This window comes from Streptomyces sp. Tu 2975 (genome assembly GCF_009832925.1).
Taxonomy (GTDB): domain Bacteria; phylum Actinomycetota; class Actinomycetes; order Streptomycetales; family Streptomycetaceae; genus Streptomyces.
Map to the genome: position 1 here is coordinate 2197462 of NZ_CP047140.1, position 14193 is coordinate 2211654.

Annotated in this window: 10 protein-coding genes, 2 pseudogenes and 1 riboswitch; of the genes and pseudogenes, 5 read left to right on the top strand and 7 right to left on the bottom strand. The window is 72.0% G+C overall.

Going from position 1 to position 14193, the window contains the following annotated elements; genetic code table 11:
- Positions 1-59: 59 nt before the first annotated feature.
- From GLX30_RS09630 to sepH, 3 genes are all read left to right on the top strand, one after another.
- A complete protein-coding gene (locus GLX30_RS09630) occupies positions 60-1310 on the top strand; it encodes an MFS transporter (RefSeq protein ID WP_159686059.1) in 1251 nt (416 codons plus the stop codon).
- Positions 1270-2589 carry a D-arabinono-1,4-lactone oxidase gene (locus tag GLX30_RS09635; RefSeq protein WP_159694954.1) on the top strand — a complete coding sequence of 440 codons (1320 nt, stop codon included), beginning with the start codon at positions 1270-1272 and terminating at the stop codon, positions 2587-2589. The genes GLX30_RS09630 and GLX30_RS09635 overlap by 41 nt, the downstream gene beginning before the upstream one ends.
- Before the next feature lie 570 nt (positions 2590-3159).
- The gene (gene sepH, locus GLX30_RS09640; protein ID WP_159686062.1) at positions 3160-4203 is read left to right on the top strand and encodes a septation protein SepH; all 1044 of its coding nucleotides are present in this window, start codon (positions 3160-3162) and stop codon (positions 4201-4203) included.
- A 61-nt stretch (positions 4204-4264) separates the two neighbouring features.
- Here sepH and GLX30_RS09645 read toward each other — a convergent pair whose 3' ends face one another.
- The gene (locus GLX30_RS09645; protein WP_159686065.1) at positions 4265-5095 is read right to left on the bottom strand and encodes a sulfurtransferase; all 831 of its coding nucleotides are present in this window, start codon (positions 5093-5095) and stop codon (positions 4265-4267) included.
- Positions 5096-5331: 236 nt separating this feature from the next.
- Between GLX30_RS09645 and GLX30_RS09650 the strand changes: the two are divergent.
- Positions 5332-6101, top strand: a pseudogene (locus GLX30_RS09650) (VOC family protein).
- On the opposite strand, the gene GLX30_RS09655 reads toward GLX30_RS09650, so the two are convergent.
- The 4 genes and pseudogenes from GLX30_RS09655 to GLX30_RS09670 form a co-directional block, all read right to left on the bottom strand.
- On the bottom strand, positions 6073-6786 hold the full coding sequence (locus tag GLX30_RS09655) for a thymidine kinase (protein ID WP_244258093.1): 714 nt from the start codon (positions 6784-6786) through the stop codon (positions 6073-6075). The pseudogene GLX30_RS09650 and the gene GLX30_RS09655 sit on opposite strands and share 29 nt — an antisense overlap.
- 38 nt (positions 6787-6824) lie before the next feature.
- Positions 6825-8017 (bottom strand): annotated as a pseudogene (locus GLX30_RS09660) (nucleotide pyrophosphatase/phosphodiesterase family protein).
- Positions 8017-8601, bottom strand: coding sequence for a DUF5998 family protein (locus GLX30_RS09665; protein ID WP_159686071.1), 585 nt, complete (start codon positions 8599-8601; stop codon positions 8017-8019). Before GLX30_RS09665 ends, GLX30_RS09660 begins: the two are co-directional and overlap by 1 nt.
- 37 nt (positions 8602-8638) lie before the next feature.
- Positions 8639-11569, bottom strand: coding sequence for a bifunctional GNAT family N-acetyltransferase/acetate--CoA ligase family protein (locus tag GLX30_RS09670; RefSeq protein WP_159686074.1), 2931 nt, complete (start codon positions 11567-11569; stop codon positions 8639-8641).
- Between the two features lie 163 nt (positions 11570-11732).
- On the opposite strand from GLX30_RS09670, the gene GLX30_RS09675 reads away from it, so the two are divergent.
- Positions 11733-12014, top strand: a complete 282-nt coding sequence (locus GLX30_RS09675) for an HPr family phosphocarrier protein (RefSeq protein WP_159686077.1) — start codon at positions 11733-11735, stop codon at positions 12012-12014.
- A gap of 178 nt (positions 12015-12192) precedes the next feature.
- Here the strand turns inward: GLX30_RS09675 and GLX30_RS09680 are convergent, their stop codons facing one another.
- Complete coding sequence (locus GLX30_RS09680) at positions 12193-12870, bottom strand: GntR family transcriptional regulator (RefSeq protein WP_159686080.1); 678 nt, start codon at positions 12868-12870, stop codon at positions 12193-12195.
- A gap of 218 nt (positions 12871-13088) precedes the next feature.
- Positions 13089-13883 carry a M23 family metallopeptidase gene (locus tag GLX30_RS09685; protein WP_159686083.1) on the bottom strand — a complete coding sequence of 265 codons (795 nt, stop codon included), beginning with the start codon at positions 13881-13883 and terminating at the stop codon, positions 13089-13091.
- A gap of 13 nt (positions 13884-13896) precedes the next feature.
- Positions 13897-14059, bottom strand: a riboswitch (cyclic di-AMP (ydaO/yuaA leader).
- Positions 14060-14193: the final 134 nt, after the last annotated feature.

Consider the following 14193-nt stretch of genomic DNA (forward strand, 5'->3'; position numbering starts at 1 on the left):
CGACAGAGGTTCGGCGCGTAATCTGTGAAGGCTGCCCTTACGCCTTACCGGAGTCCCCGTTGCCCAGTCCCTACCGCGCGATTTTCGCCACCCCCGGCTCTTTGGGGTTCTCCACCGCAGGCCTTCTCGGCCGGATGCCGCTGTCCATGCTGGGCATCGGGATCATGACCATGGTCTCCGAGCTCACCGGACGCTACGGCCTGGCCGGCACGCTCACGGCGACACTCGCGCTGTCCGCGGCCGTGCTCGGCCCACAGGTCTCCCGTCTGGTCGACCGCCACGGCCAGCGCAGGGTGCTGCGTCCGGCCACTCTCGTCACGCTCGCCGCCGTCACCGGGCTGCTGATCTGCGCCCAGCAGGGGGCGCCGGACTGGACGCTGTTCGCCTTCACGGCCGTCGCGGGCTGTGCGCCGAGTGTCGGCGCGATGACCCGGGCCCGCTGGGCGGCGCTCCTGGAGGGCTCTCCGCGGGAGCTGCACACCGCGTACTCGGTCGAGTCGATCATCGACGAGGTGTGCTTCATCTTCGGGCCGATCATCTCCATCGGATTGTCCACCCTGTGGTTCCCGGAGGCCGGTCCGCTGCTCGCCGCCGGGTTCCTGCTGGTCGGCGTCTGGTGGCTGACGGCTCAGCGGGCCACGGAGCCGAAGCCGCACCCCGCCTCGCACGACACCGGCGGCAGCGCGCTGCGCTCTCCCGGTCTCCAGGTGCTCGTGGCCGCGTTCGTCGCGACCGGGGTGATCTTCGGCGCGGTGGACGTGGTCACCGTCGCGTTCGCGGAGGAGACGGGCCACAAGGCCGCGGCGAGCTGGGTGCTCGCGGTCTACGCTCTCGGTTCCTGTCTCGCGGGCGCCGTCTTCGGCCTGTTGCACCTGAAGGGTGAGCCCGCTCGCAGGTGGGTGCTGGGGGTCTGCGCGATGGCCGTGAGTATGATCCCCCTCCAACTGGCCGGGAGCCTGCCGTTCCTGGCCGTGGCGCTCTTTGTCGCGGGCCTTGCCATCGCGCCGACGATGGTGACGACCATGGCCCTCGTCGAGGCGCACGTACCGCGCAGCAAGCTGACCGAGGGCATGTCCTGGACCGGTACCGGGCTCGCGGTCGGCGTCGCACTGGGTTCCTCCGCCGCCGGCTGGGTGGTCGACGCGCAGGGTGCCGCTGCGGGGTACGCGGTGCCCGGCGTCGCGGGAGTGTTCGCGGCCGTGGTGGCGTTCCTGGGGTACCGCCGGCTGCGCAGGCCGGTGCCGATGCGGGAGGGGCAGCGTGAGCAGCGTGATCAGGACCCGGAGCAGCGGGAGCAGCCCGTGGCGTAACTGGGCGGGGACCGTTGTCTCCCGGCCCGCGCGGGAGGTCCGCCCCGCGTCCGTGGAGGAGCTCGCCGACGCGGTCCGCTCGGCGGTCGCGGAGGGCCTGCGGGTCAAGACGGTCGGCACGGGCCATTCGTTCACGGCCATAGCGGCCACCGACGGGCTGCTGATACGGCCGGACCTGATGACGGGGATCCGCCGGATCGACCGCTCGGAAATGACCGTCACCGTCGAATCGGGCACCCCGCTCAAGCGGTTGAACACCGCCCTCGCCCGTGAGGGGCTGTCGCTCACGAACATGGGCGACATCATGGAGCAGACCGTCGCCGGCGCGACGTCGACCGGTACGCACGGCACCGGCCGCGACTCCGCCTCGATCGCCGCGCAGATCAAGGGCCTTGAGCTGGTGACGGCCGACGGGGCCGTGCTGACGTGCTCGGAGAAGGAGAATCCCGAGGTCTTCGCCGCGGCCCGGATCGGCCTGGGCGCGCTCGGGGTCGTCTCGGCGATCACGTTCGCGGTGGAGCCGGTCTTCCTGCTGACCGCCCGCGAGGAACCGATGTCCTTCGACCGGGTCCTGTCGGACTTCGACGCCCTGCACGCGGAGAACGAGCACTTCGAGTTCTACTGGTTCCCGCACACCGGGAACTGCAACACCAAGCGCAACAACCGCAGCTCCGGCCCTGCGGCGCCGCCCGGCAGGGTCAGCGGCTGGATCGACGACGAGCTGCTGTCCAACGGGGCCTTCCAGGTGGCCTGTTCGCTGGGCCGCGCGGTGCCCGCGGCCGTTCCGGCGATCGCCAGGCTCTCCAGTCGCGCGCTGTCCGCCCGTACCTACACGGACATTCCCTACAAGGTCTTCACATCGCCCCGCCGGGTGCGGTTCGTCGAGATGGAGTACGCGGTACCCAGGGAGGCCGCGGTCACGGCGCTGCGCGCGCTCAGGGCGATGGTCGAACGCTCGCCGCTGCGGATCGGGTTCCCGGTCGAGGTGCGCACGGCCCCCGCCGACGACATCACGCTGTCGACGGCCTCGGGCCGGGAGACGGCGTACATCGCGGTGCACATGTACCGCGGCACGCCGTACCGTTCCTACTTCACCGCCGTGGAGTCGATCATGACGGCGCACGGCGGACGGCCGCACTGGGGAAAGATCCATACACGGGACGCCCGTTACTTCGCGGAGGTCTACCCCCGGTTCGCCGAGTTCACCGCACTGCGCGACCATCTCGACCCTGACCGGGTATTCCAGAATCCGTATCTCCGGCGGGTGCTGGGCGACTGACCCGGCGCCGGCTGCGCCGCTCACCGCGGGCCGTTCGTCGCCTTTCTGATGTTCCATCCACGAACGAGGCTTCTGACGCTCCTTCAGAGGGCTGTCGTCATCTGCCTGCTGTGCACCGAGATAGGACATGTGACCTAAGGGAATAGTTCCGTTTCTGGTGTTTCCATGAAGCACAACACCTGGTCACCCCGCGTTCGAGCACCGATCCAGCGCCCCCCTACCGAAGTTCGGCGGCGCGGCTGTCCACCCGGATGGCCCGAATGGAGTACTGTGGCGAGCCCTGGGCCCGGCCTCCCTCGTGGTGTCCGGATCCCCAGGTTGGGGGCCGGAAGCGGCGCTCGATCCGGCGGCACCGCGGTGAAGCATGGAGATCTATCACTCGGAGTGACGACCGATCACGCTGAGTGGCAAATAGATAACCGTGCCATAACGGCGATCCAGGGCTCGCGCCCGACACGCCGGGCAACTCGGCAAGGTTGTGGCAGGCTGCACCCGGGCAGGCCACACTCGACTCGACTAGCGGAAGCAGCGACGCAGGTGACGTCGGCAGGCACCACCCGGGAGGTCCCCATGCCCGAACTGCGTGTCGTGGCCGTCTCCAACGACGGCACACGACTGGTGCTCAAGGCTGCGGACAGCACGGAATACACGCTTCCGATCGACGAGCGCCTGCGTGCCGCCGTGCGTAACGACCGTGCCCGGCTCGGCCAGATCGAGATCGAGGTGGAGAGCCATCTCCGCCCCCGCGACATCCAGGCACGTATACGTGCCGGTGCCTCCGCGGAGGAGGTCGCCCAGCTCGCCGGCATCCCCGTCGACCGGGTGCGCCGCTTCGAGGGCCCGGTCCTCGCCGAGCGTGCCTTCATGGCGGAGCGGGCCCGAAAGACCCCTGTACGCCGCCCCGGTGAGAACACCGGTCCGCAGCTGGGCGAGGCCGTGCAGGAGCGGCTGCTGCTGCGCGGTGCCGAGAAGGACACCGTCCAGTGGGACTCGTGGCGCCGCGACGACGGCACCTGGGAGGTCCTGCTCGTCTACCGGGTCGCGGGCGAACCGCACTCGGCGAGCTGGACCTACGACCCGCCGAGGCGGCTCGTCCAGGCCGTCGACGACGAGGCACGCGCCCTGATCGGTGAGACCGACGACACGATCGCGCAGGAGCCGAGCTTCCCGTTCGTCCCGCGCATCGCGCGCCTGCCCAGGGACCGGCCGCTGGACCGCGCCCTGGACCGGCAGATCGAGCGCCCTGCGGCGCCGTCCGCGGACGCGGACGACAAGGACGAGCGGGACTCGCTGACCAGCCTGCTGGAAGCCGTGCCGAACTTCCGCGGCGACATGGTCGTGCCCGAGCGGCCCGTGGTGTCGGAACCGCCCGCCGTCGAGCCCGGCCAGGAGGTCGAGGCAGAGGAGGAGCCGGTGGCGCCCGCAGCGTCGGCCGGCGCCGGTTCCGCGTACGCGGACGTGCTGATGCCGCGCTCCGTGGCCGGCCACCGGGACCGGCTGACGGGGACGACGGACCGGCAGGCGGAGGCGGACGGCGTCCGCCCCGGCCGCCGCGCCGCCGTGCCGAGCTGGGACGAGATCGTCTTCGGCACCCGCCGCAAGAAACAGGAGTAAGAAACGTTCCGCACAAGGGAGCCGGCCCCATCGGGACCGGCCTCCTTGTGGTGTGTGCGGATCAGCCCGGCTGCGAGCCGGTCGCGACCGGACGGTCCGGATTGCTCGACCACTCGGACCACGAGCCCGCGTACAGGGCCGCATCGAAGCCGGCGATCTCCAGGGCCAGCACCTGCTGGGCGGCCGAGACGCCGGACCCGCAGTAGACGCCGACGGGCCCCGAGTCCTCATGGGCACCGAGCTCCACGAACCGCGCCGCCAGCCACTCGGCAGGGCGGAAACGGCCCTGATCGTCCAGGTTCTCCGTGGTCGGCGCGGAGACCGCGCCCGGGATGTGCCCGGCGACCGGGTCGATGGGCTCCACCTCACCGCGGTACCGCTCCCCCGCACGCGCGTCGAGCAGCAGCCCGTCACGGGCCGTCTCCGCCGCGTCGTCGGCGTCGAGCAGAGCCAGCGCACCCGGCTTCGGCTCGAAGGCGCCCTCCTCCGGGACGGGAACCGTCGTCTCGAGCGGCCCTGTCCACGCCGCGAGGCCGCCGTCCAGCACCCGGACGTCGTCGTGCCCGGCCCAGCGCAGCAGCCACCAGGCGCGTGCCGCGCCCCAGCCCTTGTCGGCGTCGTAGGCCACGACAGGGGTGCCGGGACCGACGCCCGCCCGGCGCATCACCGCGCCGAACTCCTCGACGTCGGGCAGCGGATGACGCCCGCCGGCTCCGGGCGGTCCGGCCAGTTCGGCGTCGAGGTCGACGAAGACGGCGCCCGGGAGGTGCCCGGCCTCGTACTCGGGCCGACCGTGCGGCCCGCCCAGCCGGTAGCGGACATCGAGAAGGACCGGCGGGGTGGGGCCGGCGAGCTCGGCCGCGAGATCGGTCGCGGAGATGATCGGATTCATACGGCCATCCTCGCGCACCGACCTGGCGCACCGTAACGCCCCCGAAGGGGATGAGCCATCCCAAAACGGGCAACCTCCGGCGGGAACCCGCCATATCCGGCGCGGCCAGGGCGCACCAGGCCCCTGGTGATGACAACATCGGCTCGAGCGCAACGGTCTCGCAGAGCCTCCCCACGACCGTGGACGCGCCAGGTCCCCCCGTACGGCCACCACGATGGTCCGAGGAGAGAGTGACGATGACCGAGGCGACTCGGCGCCCCCGGGCACGCCCTGCTGGGTGAGCCTCATGGTGCACGGCCTTGACGCGACACAGGAGTTCTACGCGGCGCTGTTCGGCTGGGAGTTCTCCCCCGGCCCCACGCAGCTGGGGCCCTACGTCCGCGCGATGCTCGGCGGCAAGGAGGTGGCCGGCATCGGCCGGCTGCCGGCCGACCGCCATCTGCCGGTCGCCTGGACCGCCTATCTGGCGAGCGACGACGCCGACGTGACCGCTGAGGCGATCCGCAGCTGCGGCGGCACGATCGGCGTCGGGCCGCTCGACGCCGCCGACGCGGGACGGCTGGTGATCGCGTCCGACCCGGCGGGCGCGGTGTTCGGCGTCTGGCAGGCGTCGGCACACACCGGCACCGCTGTGTACGGCACGCACGGGACGCCCGTCTGGAACGAGCTGCGGACCAGGGACACGTCGTCGGTCGGCAAGTTCTACCAGGCGGTCTTCGGCCATGAGACCAAGGAGGACGGCTCCGGGCCCGACCGGCTCACGCTGCGCCTCGACGGCCGTCCCGTCGCCACGGTGCAGGGGCTGGGCCAGGACCTGCCGCGCGAGCGCGGTCCGCACTGGATGACGTACTTCGAGGTCGAGGACACCGACGCGGCCGCGCACCGGGTGGTGGAACTGGGCGGACATGTGATCGAGGCGCCCGGACCGGGCCCGCGCGGGCGGGCGGCGACCGTCTCCGACCCCGAGGGCGCGGTGTTCACGATCGTACGGTCGGACGTCCTGTGACATCACGGGCGTCACGGCCGCCAGCACCGGCGTCCGTGTCGGTCTCGACGGGCAGGACGTCCGGGGAGAGAGCGGCCGCGCGGGCAGAGGCGGCCGTCATCCGCCGGCGGTGGTGACGCCGGCACAGGACCTCGTAACCGACCTCGTCGGGTGACTGGTTGACGTCCCCGACGACGACCTGCGCGCCTTCGACGACCATCTCCCCGCCGACGGTCCGCGCGTTGTGCGTGGCCCGCGCACCGCACCAGCACAGCGCCTCGACCTGGAGCACCTCGACCCGGTCGGCGAGCTCGACCAGCCGCTGGGAGCCGGGGAAGAGCTTGGAGCGGAAGTCGGTCGTGATGCCGAAGGCGAACACGTCCAGCTCCAGGTCGTCGACGACGCGGGCGAGCTGGTCGACCTGCTCGGGCGCCAGGAACTGCGCCTCGTCGGCGATCACGTAGTCGCAGCGGCCGCCCTTGGAGAAGCGGTCGACGAGGTACGCGTAGAAGTCGAAGCCCTCGGCGGCCTCGACCGCGTCGGTGACCAGCCCGAGCCGGGAGGAGAGCTTGCCCTCGCCGGCCCGGTCGTCACGCGTGAAGATCATGCCCTGAAGCCCGCGCGCGGACCGGTTGTGCTCGATCTGAAGAGCGAGGGTGCTCTTTCCGCAGTCCATCGTTCCGGAGAAGAACACCAGCTCGGGCATAGGGAGATGAGACCTTTCGGGTCTGAGTGGAGGGGCTTTCAGGAACGTACTTCGAGGAGCGGGACGAGCTGCTCCGCGGGGGTCATGGAACCGTGCATGCCCACCATGGCGGACTCGTTCGGCTCGTTGACGGAGGCGATGATCACCACGTCGTCGTGTGCGGCCGCGACGACGTCGCCGATCCGCCCGTACACCCTGTCGTCGATCTGCGGGCCGAACCAGCCGGCGGCGACGGCCTCGTCGCGACTCGCCACCCAGAACTGCTCCCCAGCACCTCGCGCCACACTGCGAGGACGTCGTTCTCCGCGCCGGGCACGGCGTACACATGGCGTGCCCGGCCCTCGCCGCCGAGCAGGGCGACACCGGCCCGCAGTTCCCAGTCCTCGTCGAAGTCGATGCGGGACTGCTCGTCGAAGGGGATGTCGATCATGCCGTGGTCGGCGGTGACGTACAGCGCGGCGCGGGGCGGCAGCTGGTCGGCGAGCCGCTCCACCAGCCGGTCCGCGTACATCAGTTGTCCGCGCCAGGCGTCGGAGTCGATGCCGAACCGGTGCCCCTTGCCGTCGACCTCGCTGTAGTACGTGTAGACCAGCGAGCGGTCACCGGCGGCCAGTTGCCCGGCGGCGAGGTCCATACGCTCCTCGCCGGTCAGACGGCCGTGGAACGTGCCGCCGCTGAGCGCGACCTTGGTGAGCGGCGTCTGCTCGAACGCGGGCGACGACACCTGGGCGGTGTGCACCCCCGCCCTGTCCGCCAGCTCGAAGACGGTTGGATACGGCTGCCAGGCCTTGGGCGAGGTCCACGGTCTCCAGCGGAGCTGGTTCATCAGCTCGCCGGTCTCGGGGTTGCGCACCGTGTAGCCGGGCAGGCCGTGGGCGCCGGGCGGGAGGCCCGTACCGACGGAGGCGAGCGAGGTGGCGGTGGTCGCGGGGAACCCGGCCGTGATCGGCGCTCCGGTACCACCGCGGGACGTGCCGAGGAGCGAGGTCAGGAACGGGGCTTCGTCGGGGTGGGCCTTGATCTGCTCCCAGCCGAGGCCGTCGATCAGGAAGACGCAGTTCCGGTCGGCGGGCGTGAGTTCGGCGATGGACTGCTCGAGCCCCGGTACACCCTGGCCTGCGGCGAGGGTGGGGAGCAGGTCGGCGAGCGAGCCGCTGCCGTATTCGGGCGCGGGCGCCGCGTAGACATCGAGCGAGACGGGGTCGTCCGGCCACACTGCGGGCTGGGCCATCAGCGCGTGGCTGCCGTGGCTTCGGAGAGCGCCTGGGCGAAGACCAGGGTCTGGCGGACGGTGTCGGGTCCATCGCCGGCCTCGCTGACACGCAGGCTGAGGTCGTCGGCGGTGGAGTTGCCGGTGTAGCCGTGGTCGGCGTCGCAGTTCGGGTCGCCGCAGGCGGCGGGCTCCAGGTCGAGGCGCGAGACGGCGCCCCAGCCGATGGTCAGGACCACCTCGCGGGGCAGGGTGCCGGGGGTGTACGACTCCGGATTGGCGACCACCCGGCTGACCACGACCGACGAGATCCGGCCGAGCTTCACCGACTCGGTGGAGGTGGTGGCGTACGGCGTCGGGGAGCCGGAGTCGGCGGCCTGCTCGTCGGTGTGGCTGACGATGAACCGGTTCGCCGTCAGGACGAGAACGGTGACATGGCGGCGGACCTCGTTCGCGTCGAACGTGGTCTCCTGGTGCACCAGGTACGACGCGATCGGCTCGCCGCCGACGGCGGCTTCCACCGCCTCGGCCACGAGTGCCGGGTAGTAGCCGCTGCGCTCGATCGCGGCGCGCAGCCCCTGGGTCGTCGTACCGGTCTTCGCCATGCGGTCCATCCTACGGGGCCCCGGGGGCACCGGGCGCTCAGTAGCTGGGGAGCCGACGGGGTCCGAGATCGCTCCGGGGCGGCGGCGGCGCCAGCCGTACGGACGCGTCCAGCACGGTGAGGCCGTGCTGGGCGACGACGACGGGCTCGAGGCTGATGCCCACCACTTCCGGGTGGTCGTCGACCAGTCGGGACACGCGCAGCAGCAGTTCCTCGAGCGCCGCGGTGTCGACCGGGGCGGACCCGCGCCAGCCGAACAGCAGCGGCGCCGCGCGGATGGTGCGGATCAGGTCGGCCGCGTCGCGGTCGGTGGCGGGAACGAGCCGGTGGGCGGTGTCGCCGAGCAACTCGGAGGCCACACCGGCCAGCCCGAAGGAGAGCACGGCGCCGACGGCGGGGTCGATGGCGGCGCGCACGACGGTGTCCACCCCGCGCGGCACCATGGCCTGCACCACCGGCTGGAGCTCGGCGGGCCTGCCGAGCGTCTCCGTCAGCTCGCGGTACGCCTGGCGCAGCTGTGTCTCGTCCGCCAGGTCGAGGCGTACCCCGCCGAGATCGGCGCGGTGGCGCAGGTGGGGCGCGGTGGTCTTGAGCGCGACCGGGTAGCCGAGCCGCGCGGCGGCCCGCACGGCGGCGCCGGGGTCGGGCGCGGGCAGTGTCGGCCGCACATGGATGCCGTAGCGCGCGAGGAGCGCGTGGGCGTCGGCCGCGGCGAGGGTGGATCCCCTGTCGTCGTCCGCCGCCGCGAGCATCCGCTCGATGTGCGCGGCGGCTCCGGCCTCGTCGATGTCGTCGTACACAGGGACCCGGCCGGGCTCCGCGGCCTGCCGTCGCCACTGGGCGTACCTGACGGCCTCGGCCAGGGCTCGCGCTGCCCGCTCGGCGGCGGGGTAGGCGGGGATACGGCGGGTGTCGGCGCCGGGCGACGACGGGCCGCTGTCGTCGGCGGCCTCCGTGCCGCCGGGGGCCGCCGCGGGCGCGGTGGCCCCGGGCCGGCCGACGGCCGGACGGGACACCTCGCTCAGGGTCGCCGCGCCGGGGCCGGTCGGCCCGTGGTCCCCGTCGCGCTCTTCGGTGTCGGCCCGCCCGGGAGGGTCGGACGGCGGGGCCGTGCTGGCGGCCGCCGCGAGGGCGTCGGCCAGCGCGCCCATTTCCACATGCACGACCGCGACAGGTTTGGCCGGGGCCGTGGCCGACGCGTCGCGGAGGGCGGTGGCGAGGACCTCGCCGTCGCCCGATTCCGTGACGCCGTTCTCGCCGACCCAGGGGATAGCCGTGACGACCACCGCGTCGCACCCGTCGTCCTCCAGCGCTTCCGCTAGGGCTGCGCGGAAGTCCGAGGGGGTGGCCGCCGTCGTGAGATCGCGGGGCGGGAGCGGACGGAGGCCCTCCGTCAGGCAGGCGTCGTAGGTGAGCAGGCCGAGCGACTCGGAGTTGCCGAGGATCGCCACCCGCGGCCCGCGGGGCAGCGGCTGCCCGGCCAGCATCAGGCCCGCGTCCACGAGCTCGGTGACCGTGCCGACGCGGATCACTCCCGCCTGGCGCAGCAGCGCCCCGACGGTCGCGTCCGGGATGCGGGTGAACGGCACCGCGTGGCCCGGCGGCACGCTGCCGCTGTGCCGGGCCCCCTTGACCACGACGACCGGTTTGACGGCGGCGGTCCTGCGGGCGAGGCGGGTGAACTTGCGGGGGTTCCCGATGGACTCCAGGTACATCAGGACGACATCGGTGTCCGGGTCCTCGTGCCAGTACTGCAAAAAGTCGTTGCCCGAGACGTCCGCGCGGTTGCCGGAGGAGATGAACGAGGACAGGCCCGCGCCGCGCCGGTGGAGTCCCGACAGCAGCGCGATGCCGATCGCTCCGGACTGGGTGAACAGGCCGATCCGCCCGGGCACGGGTGCCTCGGGGGCCAGTGAGGCGTTGAGCCGCACGGCGTCCGAGGTGCTGATGATCCCGAACGAGTTGGGCCCGATGATCCGCATTCCGTACGACCGGGCCTGCCGCACCAGCTCGCGCTGACGCTCCCGCCCTGCCCGGCCGCTCTCCGCGTATCCGGCGCTCAGCACCAGGAGCCCTTGTACTCCGTGCTCGCCGCAGTCCGCGACGACGTCGGGCACCCGCTCCGCCGGGACGGCGACGATCGCCAGATCGACGGGCTCACCGATCTCGCCGACCGACCGGACGGCGGGCACGCCGTCGATCTCGCGCTGTTCCCTCGGGAACGCCCGGTTGACCGCGTACGCGCGGCCCGCGAACCCGCCGTCCAGGAGGTTCCGCAGCGCGGTGCGTCCGACACCGCCGGGCAGCCGGCCCGCGCCGACGACGGCCACGGAGCCTGGCGCGAGCAGCCGCTGGACCGAGCGTGCCTCCGCGCGCTGCTCGCGTCCGCGCTGCACCGCGAGGGACTCCGCCGTCGGTTCGAGGTCGAGGGTCAGATGGACGGATCCGTCCTCGAAGCTGCGCCGCTGGGTGTATCCGGCGTCGCGGAAGACCTTGATCATCTTGGAGTTGGCCGGCAGCACCTCGGCGGCGAAGCGCCGGATGCCCCGCTCCCGTGCCACCGCCGCGATGTGCTCGAGCAGCGCGGACGCGACGCCGCGCCCCTGGTGCGCGTCCTGGACGAGGAAGGCGACCTCCGCCTCGTCCGCGGGGGCGCTCGCCGGCCGGCCCTGCTCGTTGATCCGGTCGTAGCGGACGGTGGCGATGAACTCGCCGCCGATCGTGACCGCGAGTCCGACCCGATCGACGTAGTCGTGGTGCGTGAACCGGTGGACGTCCTTGTCGGAGAGCCGCGGGTAGGGGGCGAAGAAGCGGTAGTACTTCGACTCGTCCGAGACCTGTTCGTAGAAGCTGACCAGCCGGTGGGCGTCCTCGGGGGTGATGGGCCTGATCCGGGCGGTGCCGCCGTCGCGCAGCACCACGTCTGCTTCCCAGTGAGCGGGGTAGGCGTGCTCCTGCGAGGTCTGCATGGGGGAAAGCCTACGCGGGGCCACCGGTCGCGGAGGCGGTTGCGCGCGGGCAGTCTGAGGGGGCCGACGGCGGTCCGCACCCCCGGCAGGGTGGGGCGGGGAGCACGCCGGGACACATGAGAGACTGGTCTAGACAACCCGCTAAGACTTGAAGGGCAACACCATGGCTGAGCGCCGCGTCAATGTCGGCTGGGCCGAGGGCCTTCACGCCCGCCCCGCGTCCATCTTCGTCCGTGCCGCGACGGCTGCCGGCGTCCCTGTGACGATCGCCAAGGCCGACGGCAAGCCGGTCAACGCGGCCTCGATGCTCGCCGTGCTCGGCCTGGGCGCCCAGGGCGGCGAGGAGATCGTGCTCGCCTCCGACGCGGACGGCGCCGAGGCGGCGCTCGACCGCCTGGCCAAGCTGGTGGCCGAGGGTCTCGACGAGCTTCCCGAGACCGTCTGAGCCCGACGGGCCCTGTCGCCCGTCGCCATGCACAGAAGAGCCGCGGTGTTCCGGGTCCGGAGCACCGCGGTTCTGTATTTCAGGGCCGCATTCCGCATTTCATGCTCGGGGCCCTGGCGGAAAAAGAAGACAGAGAAAAGGCCGACCCCATCACGCCTTCTTTTGTATACGCCTTCTGTTAATTCCGGCCGCTCGTGGTGTTTACGGCATGTTGCGAAGTCCTCACCCGCACGGTGCGGCGCAGCCGGTGCGCGGCGGCGGCCCGCTCCGCGTGCGCGGCCGTCAGCGCGCGCGCACGCTCCGCGTCACCGCGCGCCACGGCATCGACGATCGCACCGTGCTCCGCCCATGACTCGACCGGGGCGAGAGGCTGCTCCACCGAGTACATCCAGGCGATCTTGTGCCGCAACTGGGTCAGCAGCGCGGTCAGTCCGGGGCTGTCGCAGGATTGGGCGAGTGTCTCGTGGAACCAGGAGCCGAGCGAGCGCAAATCCTCACCCTGTCCCCGGCGGGCCCGCTCCTGACCCAGCCTCACCAGGCCGCGCAGCACCCGCAGATGCGCTTCCGTGCGGCGCTGCGCGGCGCGCGCTGCGCCGAGCGGCTCCAGCAGCATGCGGATCTCCAGGAGGTCCGCGGCCTCCTGCTCCGTCGGCTCCGCCACGCAGGCGCCGGCATGCCGGCGGGTCACGACGAAGCCCTCCGACTCCAGGGTGCGCAGCGCCTCGCGCACCGGGACGCGGGAGACCCCGTAGCGGCGGGCCAGCTGCTCCTCCGTGAGCCGGGTGCCGCGCTCGTGGACCCCGGAGACGATGTCGTCGCGGATCGCCGTGCATACCGAGTGCGCGGGAATACGCATGACCGAACCTCCGCATTGATCCGAGCGAAACGCAGCCGATTGACGCGTGTTCCCGTGACTCTATTGCAATGAAGGCGGATTTCCGACGCCAGGGGGAAAACCATGGAAGTCTCTTGACGGAGAAGGCAATCATTCAATGGCCGAAACGCCATGGAATGCGCAGAAGACCCCCGGCGTGAGCCGGGGGCCTTCGGACAGGGCGCGGGGCGCGCCGAGGGTCAGACGTTGACGCCGTGCGAGCGCAGGTAGGCGACCGGGTCGATGTCGGAGCCGTACTCGGCGGTGGTCCGGGCCTCGAAGTGCAGGTGCGGGCCGGTCGAGTTGCCGGTCGAGCCGGACAGGCCGATCTGCCGCCCGGGGGTGACCTGCTGGCCGACGGAGACGCTGATGGACGACAGGTGGCCGTACTGGGTGTAGGTGCCGTCGTTCATCCGGATGACGACGTTGTTGCCGTACGCGCCGCCCCAGCCGGCCTCGACGACGGTGCCGGAGCCGACGGAGACCACGGAACTGCCGGAGGCGGCACGGAAGTCGACGCCGGAGTGGCTGCCGGAGGACCACAGGGCGCCGCCGGTCTTGTAGCCGGTGGTCACGTACGAACCGGCGATCGGGAGCCGGAAGGAGTTCAGCCGCTTGCGCTCCGCCTCACGGGCGGCGCGCTCCTTGGCCTCGCGGGCCTCCTTGGCGCGCGCCTCGGCCTTGCGTCTGGCTTCCGCCTTCGCCTGGGCCTCGGCCTTCGCCTGCGCCTCGGCCTTGGCGGCGGCCTCCCGGGCCTCCCTCTCCTGGGCGGCGGCCTGGTCGGCTATCTCGTCGGCGAGCGACCCCATGGAGACGATCTGGGTGAGGCCGGTGTCCTCGACGGACGCGGCTTCGGTGTCGGCGGCGAGCGCCGGGGAGGCGAGGGTTCCGATGACGCCGGTGGTGGCGAGGGCGGCGACGCCGGCCAGGTTCGCGCTCCTGCGCGTCAGGCGGCTCGGGGCACGATGCTTCCCGGTGGCACGGGTGAACGCCATGAAGAGGCTGGTCCTTTCCTTCCTTCTCGCCTACCGGGTTAGCTGACGGGTTCGGAGCAGGAAGGTCTCCTACGGCCCCCTCCGCACGGGCGAAGGAGGGCCGATTCACCCCAGGGACTGCGTGGGTCCCCGGCTCCCCAGGCTCGCGCCTGACGGGGACTCGGCGATGGCTGCCCGATGCCGCGGGCGCGACGATCTTCAGGCGGACAGCCGGACCGACGCTAGGCAACCCATTCGTCAATCGCCAAACAGACAGCCCGTTTTGTAGCGCATGCCACAGGGCAGACACGCACCCAACCCTGCAAATCGG